This is a genomic window from Geodermatophilus aquaeductus (assembly GCF_900182545.1).
Taxonomy (GTDB): Bacteria; Actinomycetota; Actinomycetes; order Mycobacteriales; family Geodermatophilaceae; genus Geodermatophilus; species Geodermatophilus aquaeductus.
Genome location: NZ_FXTJ01000002.1, coordinates 697,564 through 711,674 on the forward strand (window position 1 = coordinate 697,564; position 14,111 = coordinate 711,674).

17 protein-coding genes are annotated in these 14,111 nt (G+C 76.6%); 2 read left to right on the plus strand and 15 right to left on the minus strand.

From position 1 onward, the window contains the following. Positions 1-2 precede the first annotated feature (2 nt). From nadC to FN207_RS08525, 6 genes are read right to left on the minus strand one after another with little or no spacing between them, the layout of a single operon-like run. Positions 3-923 carry a carboxylating nicotinate-nucleotide diphosphorylase gene (gene nadC, locus FN207_RS08500; RefSeq protein ID WP_246065884.1) on the minus strand — a complete coding sequence of 307 codons (921 nt, stop codon included), beginning with the start codon at positions 921-923 and terminating at the stop codon, positions 3-5. After that, a complete protein-coding gene (locus FN207_RS08505; protein ID WP_142457980.1) occupies positions 920-2,602 on the minus strand; it encodes an L-aspartate oxidase in 1,683 nt (560 codons plus the stop codon). Before FN207_RS08505 ends, nadC begins: the two co-directional genes overlap by 4 nt. After that, entirely contained in the window at positions 2,599-2,817 is a 219-nt protein-coding gene (locus FN207_RS08510; RefSeq protein WP_246065885.1) for a hypothetical protein, read from the minus strand. Before FN207_RS08510 ends, FN207_RS08505 begins: the two co-directional genes overlap by 4 nt. After that, on the minus strand, positions 2,814-3,239 hold the full coding sequence (gene panD, locus FN207_RS08515; RefSeq protein ID WP_142457982.1) for an aspartate 1-decarboxylase: 426 nt from the start codon (positions 3,237-3,239) through the stop codon (positions 2,814-2,816). The genes FN207_RS08510 and panD overlap by 4 nt, the downstream gene beginning before the upstream one ends. Further along, positions 3,236-4,084, minus strand: coding sequence for a pantoate--beta-alanine ligase (gene panC / locus FN207_RS08520; protein WP_142457984.1), 849 nt, complete (start codon positions 4,082-4,084; stop codon positions 3,236-3,238). The genes panD and panC overlap by 4 nt, the downstream gene beginning before the upstream one ends. Continuing rightward, positions 4,081-5,052 carry a Rossmann-like and DUF2520 domain-containing protein gene (locus tag FN207_RS08525; protein ID WP_142457986.1) on the minus strand — a complete coding sequence of 324 codons (972 nt, stop codon included), beginning with the start codon at positions 5,050-5,052 and terminating at the stop codon, positions 4,081-4,083. The genes panC and FN207_RS08525 overlap by 4 nt, the downstream gene beginning before the upstream one ends. 318 nt (positions 5,053-5,370) lie before the next feature. Here FN207_RS08525 and FN207_RS08530 point away from each other — a divergent pair, with 318 nt between their 5' ends. After that, entirely contained in the window at positions 5,371-6,117 is a 747-nt protein-coding gene (locus FN207_RS08530) for an SDR family oxidoreductase (RefSeq protein WP_142457987.1), read from the plus strand. On the opposite strand, the gene FN207_RS08535 is transcribed toward FN207_RS08530, so the two are convergent. From FN207_RS08535 to FN207_RS08550, 4 genes are all read right to left on the minus strand, one after another. Continuing rightward, positions 6,114-7,127, minus strand: a complete 1,014-nt coding sequence (locus FN207_RS08535; protein WP_142457989.1) for a DUF6779 domain-containing protein — start codon at positions 7,125-7,127, stop codon at positions 6,114-6,116. The two genes, FN207_RS08530 and FN207_RS08535, sit on opposite strands and share 4 nt — an antisense overlap. Positions 7,128-7,209: 82 nt before the next feature. Further along, positions 7,210-8,223 carry a glycine betaine ABC transporter substrate-binding protein gene (locus FN207_RS08540; protein ID WP_142457991.1) on the minus strand — a complete coding sequence of 338 codons (1,014 nt, stop codon included), beginning with the start codon at positions 8,221-8,223 and terminating at the stop codon, positions 7,210-7,212. A 161-nt stretch (positions 8,224-8,384) separates the two neighbouring features. Continuing rightward, complete coding sequence (locus FN207_RS08545; protein ID WP_142457993.1) at positions 8,385-9,122, minus strand: ABC transporter permease; 738 nt, start codon at positions 9,120-9,122, stop codon at positions 8,385-8,387. Beyond that, positions 9,119-9,850 (minus strand): ABC transporter permease, encoded by a 732-nt coding sequence (locus FN207_RS08550; RefSeq protein ID WP_246065887.1) that lies wholly within the window; start codon positions 9,848-9,850, stop codon positions 9,119-9,121. The genes FN207_RS08545 and FN207_RS08550 overlap by 4 nt, the downstream gene beginning before the upstream one ends. Before the next feature lie 3 nt (positions 9,851-9,853). On the opposite strand from FN207_RS08550, the gene FN207_RS08555 reads away from it, so the two are divergent. Continuing rightward, positions 9,854-11,056, plus strand: coding sequence for an ABC transporter ATP-binding protein (locus FN207_RS08555; RefSeq protein ID WP_221888099.1), 1,203 nt, complete (start codon positions 9,854-9,856; stop codon positions 11,054-11,056). On the opposite strand, the gene FN207_RS08560 is transcribed toward FN207_RS08555, so the two are convergent. Genes FN207_RS08560 through folE form a run of 5 tightly spaced genes read right to left on the minus strand, consistent with a single transcriptional unit; the run spans position 11,053 to position 14,046 of the window. Beyond that, on the minus strand, positions 11,053-11,580 hold the full coding sequence (locus FN207_RS08560) for a DUF3180 domain-containing protein (protein WP_246065888.1): 528 nt from the start codon (positions 11,578-11,580) through the stop codon (positions 11,053-11,055). The genes FN207_RS08555 and FN207_RS08560 overlap by 4 nt on opposite strands. Positions 11,581-11,620: 40 nt before the next feature. Next, positions 11,621-12,124, minus strand: a complete 504-nt coding sequence (gene folK, locus FN207_RS08565; RefSeq protein ID WP_142457997.1) for a 2-amino-4-hydroxy-6-hydroxymethyldihydropteridine diphosphokinase — start codon at positions 12,122-12,124, stop codon at positions 11,621-11,623. Further along, positions 12,121-12,576: a dihydroneopterin aldolase gene (gene folB / locus FN207_RS08570; protein WP_142457998.1), complete on the minus strand. Its 456-nt coding sequence runs from the start codon at positions 12,574-12,576 to the stop codon at positions 12,121-12,123. Before folB ends, folK begins: the two co-directional genes overlap by 4 nt. Continuing rightward, positions 12,569-13,432, minus strand: a complete 864-nt coding sequence (gene folP / locus FN207_RS08575; protein ID WP_246065889.1) for a dihydropteroate synthase — start codon at positions 13,430-13,432, stop codon at positions 12,569-12,571. Before folP ends, folB begins: the two co-directional genes overlap by 8 nt. Further along, positions 13,429-14,046, minus strand: coding sequence for a GTP cyclohydrolase I FolE (folE, locus tag FN207_RS08580; RefSeq protein ID WP_185938250.1), 618 nt, complete (start codon positions 14,044-14,046; stop codon positions 13,429-13,431). Before folE ends, folP begins: the two co-directional genes overlap by 4 nt. Between the last annotated feature and the right edge of the window lie 65 nt (positions 14,047-14,111).

Below are 14,111 nucleotides of genomic sequence, written 5' to 3' on the forward strand. Positions count from 1 at the left end.
GGTCAGCTCCGCAGGTCGAGCGCGAGGTCGAGGATCGGCGAGGAGTGCGTGAGCGCGCCGACCGAGAGGAAGTCCACCCCGGTCGCGGCGACCTCGCGGGCGACGGCGAGGGTCAGGCCGCCGGTGGCCTCCAGCTCCGCGCGGCCGCCCACGAGCGCGACCACCTCGCGCAGCTGCGCCGGCGCCATGTTGTCCAGCAGCAGGAAGTCCGCGCCGGCCTCGACCGCCTCCAGCGCCTGGGCGGGGGTGTCGGCCTCGACCTGCACCGGCACCCTCGGCGCCCGCTCCCGCACGGCGGCCACGGCGGCCGCCACGGAGCCCGCGGCGGCGACGTGGTTGTCCTTCACCATCGCGACGTCGTAGAGGCCCATCCGCTTGTTCGACCCGCCGCCGCACCGCACCGCGTACTTCTCCAGCGGCCGCAGGCCCGGGGTGGTCTTGCGGGTGTCGAGGACGACGGCGCCGGTGCCCTCGACGGCGTCGACCCAGGCGCGGGTGGCGGTGGCGATGCCGCTGGCCCGGCTGGCGATGTTCAGCGCGCTGCGCTCGGCGGCCAGCAGCGCGCGCACCGGCCCGCGGACGGTGAGCAGCACGTCGCCGCGGCGCACCCGGTCGCCGTCGGCGGCGCCCGCGGTCAGCGTGGCGCCGGGGGCCAGGCGGGTGAACACGCGGGCGGCCACCGGCAGGCCGGCGACGACGCCGTCGGCCCGGGCGACGAGGTCGGCGGTGCCGAACTGCGCCGGCGGCACGGTGGCGGCGCTGGTGACGTCGTAGGAGACCGCGATGTCCGGCGCGCTGGGCAGCACCGCGCCGCCGGCGAGGTCCTCGGCCAGCGTGCGCTCGACGAGGTCCTCGACCCACGACTCCGACAGCCCCGTGCCCTCCAGCGAGCGCGGGTCGCGGTCCACGACGTCGCGGCTCACCACGGGGCGACCACCGGCTCCCCGACCGGGCGCCGGATCAGGCGCAGGGCACCGTCGGCGTCGAGGCGGACGTCGAGGTGCACCCGCCAGTCGGCCTCGGTGTCGGGGTGGTCCTCGCGCCAGTGGCAGCCGCGCGTCTCCCGGCGGGCGGTGGCGGCGGCGGTGAGGGCGCTGGCGACGGTGAGCAGGTCGGTGGCCTCCCAGCTGTCCACGCCCGGCGTGGCGCCGGGGCCGGTGGCCAGCCCGGCGGCGAGCGCGCCCAGCTGCGCGGTGGCCTCGGCCAGGCCCGCGCCCGAGCGGAGCGCGGCCACCCGGCCGGACATGGTCTCGGTGACCGCGCGCCGGCCGGCCGGGTCGAGCAGCCCCGACGTGCCGGCGACGGCCGCGCGGGCGGGCATCGCCGGCGGCAGGGAACGGGCCAGCTCCGCGCCGATGCGGGCGGCGAACACCAGGCCCTCGAGCAGCGAGTTCGACGCCAGCCGGTTGGCGCCGTGCACGCCGGTGCAGGCCACCTCGCCGCAGGCGTACAGGCCGGGGACGGTGGTGCGCCCGGCCAGGTCGGTGACCAGCCCGCCGGAGGCGTAGTGCGCGGCGGGGGTGACCGGCACGAGGTCGGTGGACGGGTCGACGCCGGCCACCCGGCAGCTGGCGACGATCGTCGGGAAGCGCTGCTCGATGCCGGGCACCGAGCGGGCGTCGAGCCAGACGTGGTCGACGCCGTCGCGCAGCTGCACGCGGGTGATCGCCTTGGCGACGACGTCGCGCGGCGCGAGCTCGGCCAGCGGGTGGACGCCCACCATGAACCGCTCGCCGGCGCCGTCGCGGAGCACCGCGCCCTCGCCGCGCAGCGCCTCGCTGACCAGCGGCTGCTGCCCGCGGGCGCCGGGGCCGAGGTACAGCGACGTCGGGTGGAACTGGACGAACTCGAGGTCGGTGGCGACCGCGCCGGCGCGCAGGCCGAGGGCGACGCCGTCGCCGGTGGACACCGACGGGTTCGTCGTCGCGGCGTAGACCTGCCCCATCCCGCCGGTGGCGAGCACGACGGCGCGGGCGCGCACCGCGCCGACGCCGTCCTCGGTGCCCTCGCCCAGGACGTGCAGGGTGACGCCGGCGGCGCGGCCGGCGTCGTCGGTGAGCAGGTCGAGCACCATGGCGTGCTCGACGAGCGTGATGCCGGGGTCGCTGCGGACGGCGGCGTGCAGGGCGCGCTGCACCTCCGAGCCGGTGGCGTCGCCGCCAGCGTGCACGATCCGGTCGGCGGAGTGCCCGCCCTCGCGGGTGAGCAGCAGCCTGCCCGAGGGGTCGCGGTCGAAGGCGGCGCCCCAGTCGATGAGCTGGTGCAGCCGGGCCGGGCCCTCGGTCACCAGCGCGGAGACGGCGTCGGGCTCGCACAACCCGACGCCGGCGACCTCGGTGTCGCGCGCGTGCGCCTCCGGGGTGTCGGCGGGGTCGAGGACCGCGGCGATGCCGCCCTGCGCCCAGCGGGTCGAGCCGTCGTCGACCCGGACCTTCGTGACGACGGCGACCGACAGGCCCGCCGCCCGCGCGTGCAGCGCGACGCACAGGCCCGCCACGCCGGAGCCGACGACGCAGACGTCGGCCGACAGCTCCCACCCGGGCGCCGGGGCGGCGAGGCGGGTGGGCAGGCCCGTGACCGACGGCGCCGCCAGCGAGGTCACCGGACCGGGACGCCGAGGTCGCTGCGCTGCTGGTCGTCCGCCCCGGGCACCGGCGCCGAGGGGTCCCCGCCCAGCTCGACGACGCGGTTGCCGCCGTCGACGTGCACGACCTTCGGGATGTAGCTCTTGGCCTCGGTCTCGTCCATCAGCCCGGGCGCCGGGGCGGCGAGGCGGGTGGGCAGGCCCGTGACCGACGGCGCCGCCAGCGAGGTCACCGGACCGGGACGCCGAGGTCGCTGCGCTGCTGGTCGTCCGCCCCGGGCACCGGCGCCGAGGGGTCCCCGCCCAGCTCGACGACGCGGTTGCCGCCGTCGACGTGCACGACCTTCGGGATGTAGCTCTTGGCCTCGGTCTCGTCCATCAGGCCGTAGCTGATGAGGATGACCAGGTCGCCGGGGTGCACCAGGTGGGCGGCCGCGCCGTTGATGCCGATGACGCCGGTGCCGCGCTCGCCGGGGATGACGTAGGTCTCCAGCCGGGCGCCGTTGGTCACGTCCACGATCGCCACCTGCTCGCCCGGGATGAGGTCCGCGGCGTCGAGCAGGTCCTCGTCGATCGTCACCGAGCCGACGTAGTGCAGGTCGGCCTGCGTCACCGTCGCCCGGTGGATCTTGGACTTCAGCATCGTGCGCATCATCGGGGTTCTCCCAGGGTGACGGGGACGTTGTCGAGGAGTCGGGTGCTGCCGGCGCGGGCGGCCAGCAGGAGTCGGGCGGGGCCGGCCGCCGGCGCGGGGCCCAGGTCGGGGTCGGTGAGCTCGAGGTAGTCGGGCACCAGGTCGGGCGCGGTGGCGAGCACGGCGCGCGCGGCGGCGAGGACGGCGTCGGCGCCCTGCGGGCCGGCATCCGCCCCGGCACGCAGCGCCCGGTACAACGTCGCGGCGCGGGCCCGCTCTTCCGGCGCCAGGTAGCGGTTGCGGCTCGACAGCGCCATGCCGTCGTCCTCGCGGACGGTGGGGACGCCGACGACCTCCACCGGCAGCGCCAGCTCGCGGACCATCGCCCGGACCAGCGTGAGCTGCTGGTAGTCCTTCTCGCCGAAGAACGCGAGGTCGGGCCGGGCCAGACCGAACAGCTTCGCGACGACGGTCAGCACGCCGGCGAAGTGGCCGGGCCGCACCGCGCCCTCGAGGACGCTGCCGAGCGGACCGGGGTCGACGGTGACGCCGAGCGCACCGGGCGGGTAGACCTCGTCGACCGGCGGGTGGAGGACGACGTCGGCGCCCTCCTCGGTGAGCGCGGCGAGGTCGGCGTCCCAGGTGCGCGGGTAGCGGTCGAGGTCCTCGCCGGGACCGAACTGCGTCGGGTTGACGAAGACCGACACGACGACGCTGCCGGCGCGCTCGCGGGCGGCGCGGACCAGCGTGCGGTGCCCCTCGTGCAGGGCGCCCATGGTGGGGACCAGGGCGACCGGTCCGGGCAGCTCCGCGACCAGCTTGCGCAGGTCCGCGGCGGTCTCGGCGACGGCGGGCCGGGCGGTCACCGGGAGCCCGCGGGGTCAGTCGGGGTGGCGGGGTGGGCAGGCGGCAGGGCCTCGTAGAGCAGGTCGAGCAGCGGCGCGCCCTCGTGCCGCTTGAGCCGGCCGGCGGCCAGCGCGCGCTCGGTCGTCCGCTGCGCCATCGCGACGTAGGCGGCCACGGACTCCGGCGCCCGCTCGGTGAGCGTCTCGAGATGGTCGGCCACGGTGCCGACGTCGCCGCGGCTGACCGGGCCGGTGAGCCCGCGGTCGCCGCGGCGCAGGCCGTTGTCGAGCGCGGCGGTGAGCAGCGGGGTGAGCACCCGGGCCGGGGCGTCGACGCCGGCCGCGCGCAGCAGGTCGGCGGCCTCGGCGACGAGGGTGACCAGGTGGTTGGCGCCAGTGACCAGGGCGGCGTGGTAGAGCCGCCGGTCGGCCTCGGCGACGAAGAACGGCTCGCCGCCCATCTCGAGGACGAGCGTCTCGGCGACCGGCCGGTGCTCGGGGCGGCTGGTGACGCCGAACGGGGCGCCGGTGAGCCCGTCGGCGTCCTCGGGGGCGCCGGTGAAGGTCATGGCCGGGTGCAGCGCCAGCGGGAGGACGCCGGCCCGCTCGGCGGGGGCGAGCGCGGCGAGGCCGTGCGCGCCGGAGGTGTGGAACGCCAGCTGGCCGGCCCGCCAGGCGCCGGTCTCGGCCAGGCCGGCGACCAGGCCGGGGAGCGTGTCGTCGGGGACGGCGAGGACCACGAGGTCGGCGGCGGCGACCACCTCGTCGGCCGGCAACAGCGGGGTGCCGGGCAGCAGCCGGGCGGCGCGCTCGGCGGAGGCGGTGGAGACGCCGGAGGCGGCGACCACGTCGTGGCCGGCGGCGGCGAGGGCGGCCCCGAGGACGGCGCCGACGCGGCCGGCGCCGACGACTCCGATCCGGAGCCGGGCGGGGGCGCTGGCGGCGGGCGGGAGCCCGGCAGCGCGGGGGTTCCTGCGGGCAGCAGGCATCGGGACACTCCTCGTTCCAGTCCCTGGCGGGTACCGGACTCGGTGGGCGGACCGTCGGCGCTGGCGGTCCTTGTGGTGCCGGGTGGTGCTGGCCGTGCTCGGTGGTACCCGGCGGGCCGTCCGCTGCGACCGGTGTGTGTCACGCGGGCGACGTGCCGATGGCGAGTGTGTGACCGCCCGCGGTCCCCTGCAACGCAACGGCACTGTGGGGTGCCTCACGTGCCGCCCGGGAGGGGGTCGGGAGCGGCGCCGCGGCCCGACCTACCGTGTGCGGCGGGCACCGGCGACGAGGCCGGCCGACACCGACAGGAGCGCGACGTGGGCACGTTCGAGGGACGCACCGCACTGGTCACCGGCGGCAGCCGCGGCATCGGGCTGGCCATTGCCCGCAGCCTGGTCGACCGGGGGGCGCGCGTGGTGCTCACCGCACGCAAGCCGGAGGCGCTGGAGGAGGCCGTGGCCTCGCTCGGCGGGCCCGAGGTCGCCGTCGGCGTGCCGGGCAACGCCGGGGACGCCGCGCACCGCGCGGAGGCTGTGCGCACCGCCGTCGAGCGCTTCGGCAGCCTCGACCACCTGGTGGGCAACGTCGGGATCAACCCGGTCTACGGCCCGATGGTCGACCTCGAGCTCGACGCGTTCCGCAAGATCCTCGACACGAACGTCGTCGGCACGCTCGGGCTGGTGCAGGAGGCCTGGCGGGCGTGGATGGGCGAGCACGGCGGCTCGGTGCTCGTCGTCGCGTCGGTGGCCGGGCTGAAGGCCTCGCCGAACATCGCCGGCTACGGGGTGAGCAAGGCCGCGCTGATCAACCTGGTCACCCAGCTGGCCGTCGAGCTCGGCCCGAAGGTGACGGTCAACGCCGTCGCGCCGGCCGTGGTGAAGACCCGCTTCGCCGGCGCGTTGTACGAGGGCCGCGAGGCGGAGGCCGCCCGCGCCTACCCCGCCGGGCGCCTCGGCGAGCCGGAGGACATCGGCGAGGCCGCGGCCTACCTGCTCGGCGCCGGCTGGGTCACCGGCCAGACGATGGTGCTCGACGGCGGCGCGCTCTCGCGCGGTCCCGCCTAGTCGCGGTAGCGCCGCCGGCGGCCGCCGGGGGTGACGCCGCTCTCGGCGAGGATCTGCGCCAGCCGTGCGGAGCCGGCCTCCTCCTCGGCCGGGGGCACCGCGTACCCGCCGTGGCCCGCCGCGGCGGCGTGCACGGAGGGCCGCTCGGCGGTCAGCTGCTCGGCCGGTGCCGGCGGCAGCAGGTCGGCGGCCAGGTCGGTGCGGCGGCGGCGCGGCGCGCCCGTGTCCACGGGGACCGGCGGCGGGGTGAGCACGCGGGCCACCGGCTCGGGGTCCGGGGACACGACCGGGACGGCCACCGTGGCGGGCGCCCCGGTGCCGGGCCAGCCGCCGAGCTCGCGGGTGACGTCGGCGTGCCAGGCCACCTGGGCCGCGGACGCCGTCGCGGGCTCCAGCGGCTCCCGCCCGGTGCGCACCGACTGGGTCCGCATGACGACCCGCTCGACGTGCATCTCGCCCGCGTGGTGCAGCTCGCCGGTCTGCCGCTCGGTCAGCTCGGCGCGCAGCCGGCCGACGTCGCCGCGCAGCCCGGCCAGCTCGGCCAGGTCCGCCCGCAGCCCGGCGAGCGCGGCGAGGTCGGCCCGCAGGGCACCGACCGCGGCGACCTCGGTGCGCAGCGCGTCGAGACCGGTCAGGTCCCCGCGCAGACCGGCCAGCTCGCTGCGCAGGCCGTCGAGCTCGCGGCGCATCGCGGCCTCTGCCTCGCCGCGGACCTGCAGCTCCAGTTCCAGCTCGGCCTGCCGGTGCACCGCGGCCTCGCGCTCGAGCTCGGCGTCGTAGGTGCGGCGCAGCTCCGCCTCGACCGCCGCCACGTCCCGCCCCTCGGCAGCGGCGGCCTCGGGACGTCGTCCGGTGGCGAAGGCGGCGCCCAGGCAGGCCCAGGCGACGGCGACCACGGCGACGCGCAGCACCTGCGGGTCGTCGGACAGGAAGACGACGGCCGTGGCCGCGGCGGCGGCCACGCACCCGACCAGCAGTCCGGCGACACGCATCCGTCCCCCCGTCCGCATGGGGACAGCGTAACGGTGAGCGAGCCCCCGACTCCGGCACGGAGTCATCCGTGCCGAATTCGGGGGCTCGTCGGGTCCTTCGTCAGCCCTGGGCGAGGGCGCCGTCGGAGCTGAACACCAGGCCCATCGAGACCTCACCCTGCGTGATGGCGGCCTTGGTGGCCGGGCCGCCGGCGTCGAACTCACGGAACTCGGCGAAGGTCAGGCCGTAGGTCTCCTCGAGGCCCGGCTGGCAGAACGGCCGGGTCGGGCACTCGGCCGGCCCGCCGAGGACCAGCGACCCGTCGCCGCACGCGTCGGCGAGCTCCGACAGCGTCGTCACGCCGAGCTGGTCGGCGAACTCCTGCGTCACGGCGAAGGCGTTCTGGTCGGCGGCCTCCGACGGCGTCCCGAAGGTCAGCCCGACCTGGTCGGCCAGCGGCTGCAGCGCGTCGCGGGTGGCCTGGGCGTCGCCGCTGGCGATCGGCGTCGGGTTGGCGCCGTTGACCTGCGCGTTGAGCGCCTCGGTCACGGTGGCCAGGTACTCCGGGAAGACCTGCAGGTCGGTGCCGGAGATGAGGGCCGGCAGGTAGAGGTCGCGGTTGCCGACCTCGCGCACGGTGGCGTCGAAGCCCGCCGCCTGCAGCACCCCGGCGTAGATGTTGCCCAGGATCGTCGACTCGGTGAAGTTGCCCGCGCCGACGACGATCGGCCCGCTGCCCTGCTCGAGACCCTCGGTGACGCCGCTCTCCTCGACCCACGCGGCCGCGACGTCCTCGGCGCTCTGCCGCTCGAGGTCGACGGCGGCGTTCATGTCGATGAGCTGGTCGGTGGTCAGCGCGGCCGAGACCGCGTCGAGGGCCGGCACCAGCGCCGGGTTGGCCGCGGCGGTGGCCGCCGTGACCGCCGGGACGATGTTGTCGGCGTTCTGCAGCTCCTGGTCGTCCTCGAGCACGACGAGCTGGTCGCCGGGCACCGGGGCGCAGGCGTCGCCGCTGGCGGCCGAGCCGCTGGTCCCGGTGGAGCCGCCGGTGCCCGAGGAGCCGGACTCGCCGCAGGCGGCCGTCAGGAGCAAGCCGGCGAGCAGGAGAGGAGCGAGGGCGCGCTGCTTGCGCATGGTGGTCCGCCTTCTGTGTCCCGTGCGGCGAGCGGCCGCGACGCGTGTCTGGCGGGGGTGGCCCGCGCGGGACATGCAACCCCCGGGGTTCTCCCCCGGGCAATCGCCGCACGGATGTGTTGCGCGGTCGTTACACGCCCGCGCTCAGGAGGAGATCCAGCTCACAGCGGCACGCCGCTGGCCGTGGGTTCCGGAACCCCTCCGGCCCGCGGTGACGTCCTGACCTGCAGGAACGGCAGCCGGCGGGGGCCCGGGGTCACCGCCCAGGACACCGTCGCGAGCAGCAGCTCGGTGAGCAGCGCCAGGCCCGCCACCAGGATCGCGCCGGCGATCATCACGCCGTAGTCCTGCTGGCCGAAGCCGAGGTTGATCAGCCGGCCCAGCCCTCCCCCGCCGACCAGCGCAGCCAGGCCCGCCGTCGCCACCACCTGCACCGCGGCGGTGCGGATGCCGGTGGTCACCAGCGGCAGGGCCAGCGGCAGCTCGACGCGACCGAGGACCTGCGCCCGGCTCATGCCCATCCCCCGCGCGGCCTCGCGGACCTCGGCGTCGACACCGCGGAAGCCGACGAAGGTGTTGGTGAGGATCGGCGGGATCGCGAACACCGCCAGCGCGATCGTCGTCGCGCGGTTGCCGAAGCCGATCGGGCTGACGGCGAAGAGGGTGAGCAGCGCCAGCGTCGGGATGGCCCGGCTGACGTTGGACAGGACGACGACCAGGCCGGCGCCGCGACGCGCCGTGCCGAGCGCGACGCCGATCGGCAGCGCCACGACCATCGCCGCCAGCACCGCGACGGCGGAGATGCCGATGTGCTCCAGCGCGAGGTCGGTGATTCCGTTGGGCCGGCTCCAGTTGAACGGGTCGTTGAGGTACGTGATCGCGCGGGAGAAGTCGTTCACGTCCGCACCGCCCGGGCCCAGGGGGTCAGCACCCGCTCGGCGCCGGCCAGCAGGACGTCGGCCAGCAGCGCGAGCAGCACGCAGCCGACGGCGCCGGTGACGATCTCGGCGCGGTAGAAGTTCGCGGCGAACCCGCCGGTGATCAGCTGCCCCAGCCCGCCGTGGCCGACCAGGACGCCGACCGTCGTCAGCGCCACCGTGGACACCGTCGCGATCCGCAGCCCCGCCATGAACGCCGGCAGCGCGAGCGGCAGGTCCACCCGCCAGAACGTCTGCGCCGCCGACAGCCCCATGCCGCGCGCCGCCTCCCGGACGTCGGCGGGGACGCCCTGCAGGCCGGCCAGGAAGTTCCGCACGAGGATCACCAGCGAGTAGGCGACCAGCCCGATCAGCACGGTGTTCGACGACAGCCCGGTGAAGGGCACCAGCAGCGCGAACAGCGCCAGCGACGGGATCGTGTAGACGACCGTGGACAGGCCCAGGACAGGCGCCGACAGGTACCGGCTGCGCCGTGCCAGCAGGGCCAGTGGCAGCGCGACGGCCGCCCCGATGACCACCGCCAGCACGGTGAGGCGCACGTGCTCGCCGGTGTAGGTCAGGATGGAGTCCCAGTTGTCGGTCACGTAGGACGGGTCGAACCACGGGTTCGGGGCCTCGTCCACCGCGAGCAGCCCCACCGCGGGGTCGCTCACCGCGTCCAGGAGCGGGCGCGTAGCCAGGGAGGTCACCCGGTGGACGCTACTGCCGCGAGCGGTCCGGACGGCAGCGCGTCGGAGGGCACGGCGCAGGAGATCCGGCTCGAGGGGGTCTCCAAGACCTACGCCGACGGGACGGTCGGCGTCGAGCGGCTGGACCTCACCTTCGCCGCCGGCGAGCTGTCGGTCCTGGTCGGCCCCTCGGGCTGCGGCAAGACCACGACCATGAAGATGATCAACCGGGTCATCGAGCCGACGACGGGGCGGATCCTGCTCGGCGGCGAGGACGTCACCCGGGTCGACCCCGACAAGCTGCGCCGCCGCATGGGCTACGTCATCCAGAACGTCGGGCTCTTCCCCCACCAGACCGTCCGGGACAACGTGGCCACGGTGCCGCGGCTGCTGGGCTGGGACAAGCGGCGCACCCGCGCCCGGGTCGACGAGCTCCTGTCCACCGTGGGCCTCGACCCCGCCGTCCACGGCAAGCGCTACCCGGCGCAGCTCTCCGGCGGCCAGCGGCAGCGCGCCGGGGTGGCGCGGGCGCTGGCGGCCGACCCCGCCGTCCTGCTCATGGACGAGCCCTTCTCCGCCGTCGACCCGGTGGTGCGCGAGCGGCTGCAGGCGGAGTTCCTGCGGCTGCAGGAGACCGTGCGCAAGACCATCGTCTTCGTCACCCACGACATCGAGGAGGCCGTGCGGCTCGGCGACCGCATCGCGGTGATGAGCACCGGCGGCCGGGTCGAGCAGTTCGCGCCGCCCGCCGAGCTCCTCGGCCGCCCGGCCACCCCGTTCGTGGCCGACTTCGTCGGCGCCGACCGCGGCCTCAAGCGGCTGGCGGTCACCGCCATCGGCCCCGACGACCTCGAGCGCCCGCCGGTGGTGCACGTCGCCGACGGCCTGGCCGACGCGCGGGCCTCGCTGCAGGTGCACGGCGCCCGGTGGGCGGTGGTCCTCGACGACGACGAGCGGCTGCACGGCTGGCTGTCGGCCGACCGCGCGGTCGGCGCGGGCACGGTGGGCTCGGCCGCGCGGCGCATGGAGGCGTGGGTGCCGGCCGACGCGACGCTGAAGACCGCGTTCTCCACGATGCTGCAGCACGAGGCCGGCTGGGTGGCGGTCCTCGACGGCGACGTCTTCCTCGGGGTGCTGACCCCGGAGTCGCTGCACGCCGCGCTGCGCCGCTCGGTCGACGGCACGGCTCCCGAGACGGCCGGTGCCGCGGTGCCCGCGCGCTCCTAGGCGCGGACGCCGTCCCCCGGGCGCTGCTCGTCGCGCTCCTCCGGCGGCACGCGGCACACCGACTCGAGCCACAGCGCGGCCGCGGTCAGCGCCGCGGCGCACAGCACCCCGACGACGGCGGTCACCGTGTCGCTGCCGGCCGCCTGCAGCCGTGACACCGCCGGCCCGACGTGCAGCAGCACCCCGGCCCAGATGCCCACGAAGGCCGCGCCCACGAAGGCGCTGGCCTGGGCGAGCACCGCCAGCCGGGCCACCAGCATCGGCTCGACCGGGCGCACCAGGGGCGTCGCCGGGTCGGCGGCCCGGACCGTCTCCCCGCCGCGGGCCGAGCGCCGGGCGGCGCGCTGGGCGGCCAGGCGGGCGCGCAGCGTGCGGGCACCGAGCGCCTCGGCGACGGCCAGCACCGCCAGCGGGACCGGCAGCCACCAGCGCAGCGGCGGCAGGCTGCCGTAGGTCGCGCGCACCAGCAGCCAGGCGGCCAGCGCCAGCCCGGCGGCGACGACCACGAGGTCGCGGCGGCTCACCGGCCTCACTCTGCAGCTCCGCGTGAGCTCGCGAGCTCGCTCACCGAAGGTGCTCCCACTTCACGACCGCGGCCACCTCGTCGGGCGGCAGCGCGGCGACCAGGTCGGCGACCCGCCCGTGCCCGGGCAGCACGGCGGTGGGGTCGAGTGACAGCCACGGGACCAGGACGAACGCCCGTTCGTGCGCCCGGGGGTGCGGCAGGGTGAGGGCCGGGTCGTCGGAGACCACCGGCGTCCCGTCGTCGGCGGTCACGGTGACCACGTCGACGTCGAGGGTGCGCGCGCCCCACCGGACCTCGCGGGTGCGGCCGGCGGCCTGCTCGAGCTCCTGCGCGCGGGCCAGCCAGCCGGCGGCGTCGCGGTCGCCGCGGACGAACACCACCGCGTTGAGGTAGGACGGCTGTTCGACCGGGCCCCACGGCGGCGTCTCGTACAGCGTCGAGCGGGCGACGAGGCCGTCGGCCTTGAGCGCCTCCATCGCCGTGCGCAGCGCGCGGGCGCGGTCGCCGAGGTTGGCGCCCAGGGACAGCACCGCGCGGGTCAACGGGAGCCTTCTTCGAGTTCCGTCCCTCGGCCCTCTCCTGAGGCTCCCCCGAGCGTGCGAGGGGAGAGGGGGAGAGGGTCCTTCTGTCGCCGGATCGTGACGGTCACGTCGTCGAAGGGGACGCCGAGGTCGGCCTGCGGCTTGTGCACGGTGATCTCGGTGGCCTGCACCAGCGGGTCGGCGAGGCAGACGTCGGCCAGCCGCTGGCACAGCGTCTCGAGCAGGTCGACCGGCTCCCCGGTGAGGACGGCGTGCAGCCGCTGCGCCAGCTCGGCGTAGTTGACCGTCCTCGTCAGGTCGTCCCCGGCCGCCGCGGGCGCGGTGTCGAGCTCCAGGACGGCGTCGACGGAGAACGTCTGCCCGTTCTCCCGCTCGAAGCCGTAGACGCCGTGGTGGGCGTGCGCGGTCAGGCCGCGGACGGCGATCCGGTCGGGGGTGCGGTGGTCAGTCACGACGGGCCTCCTCGCGGGCGCGCTGGACGGCGGCGACGGTGCGCACGGCGTCGGCCGAGCCGGCGGCGTCGTGCACCCGCACGCCCCAGGCGCCGGCCTCCGCGGCCAGGACGGTGGTGGCCAGGCTGGCGGCGTCCCGCTCCGGCGCCGGGCGCAGCGCGCCGTCGGGACCGGCGAGCAGGCGGCCGAGGAAGGACTTGCGCGAGGCGCCGACCAGCACCGGCAGGCCGAGGGACACCACGCTCGGCAGCGCCGCCAGCAGCGCCCAGTTGTGCGCCGCCTGCTTGGCGAAGCCGAGGCCCGGGTCGAGCACGAGCTGGGCGGCGTCCACCCCGGCCGCCAGCGCGGCGTCGACGCGCGCGGACAGCTCGGCGCAGACCTCGGTGACGACGTCGGCGTAGACGGCGTGCGCGTGCATCTCCCGGCTGTGGCCACGCCAGTGCATGAGCACCCACGGGACGCCGGCGTCGGCGACCAGCGCGGCCATCCCGTCGTCGGCCAGGCCGCCGCTGATGTCGTTCACCAGCACCGCGCCGGCCTCCAGCGCCGCCTCGGCGACCCCGGTGCGGGTGGTGTCGACGCTGACCCGGACGCCGGCGGCGGTCAGCTCACGGACGACGGGGACGACGCGGCGGCGCTCCTCGGCGGCGTCGACGCGGTCGGCGCCGGGGCGGGTGGACTCACCACCGACGTCGACGTAGTCGGCGCCCGCCGCGGCCATCGCCAGCCCGTGCGCGACCGCCGAGGCGGTGTCGGCGAAGCAGCCGCCGTCGGAGAAGGAGTCGGGCGTGACGTTGAGGACGCCCATGACCACGCACCGGCCGGGGTGCAGCAGCTCGGCGCGGCGCCCGCTCACCGGCCCAGGACGAGGCTCATCGCCTCGGCGCGGGTGGCGGCGCTGTCGCGGAACATGCCGCGGACCGCGGAGGTGACCGTCGTCGACCCGGGCTTGCGGATGCCCCGCATGCCCATGCACAGGTGCTCGGCCTCGACGACGACGATGACGCCGCGCGGCTTGAGGTGCTGGTCGAGGGCGTCGGCGATCTGCCGGGTCATCCGCTCCTGCACCTGCGGCCGGCGCGCGTAGACGTCGACCAGGCGGGCGAGCTTGGACAGACCGGTGACCCGGCCGTCCGCCCCGGGGATGTAGCCGACGTGCGCGGCCCCGTGGAAGGGCACCAGGTGGTGCTCGCAGGTCGAGTACATCGGGATGTCCTTGACCAGGACCATCTCGTCGTGGTCCTCGTCGAAGACCGTCGCGAGCACCTCGGCCGGGTCCTGCCAGAGGCCGGCGAAGGTCTCGGCGTAGGCGCGGGCGACCCGGGCAGGGGTGTCGCGCAGCCCGGGCCGGTCGGGGTCCTCTCCCACCGCGAGCAGCAGCTCCCGGACGGCGGCCGCGGCGCGCGCGGTGTCGATGTTCGCGGGGTCCGCGCGGACCTCGTCCTCCGGCTCCTCCGGGATCACGCTCACGCCGCCGCCTCGCTGGCGCTCGTCGTCCGCGATCGCGCTGCTGCTGTGCCCATGGGTGAGCTCGC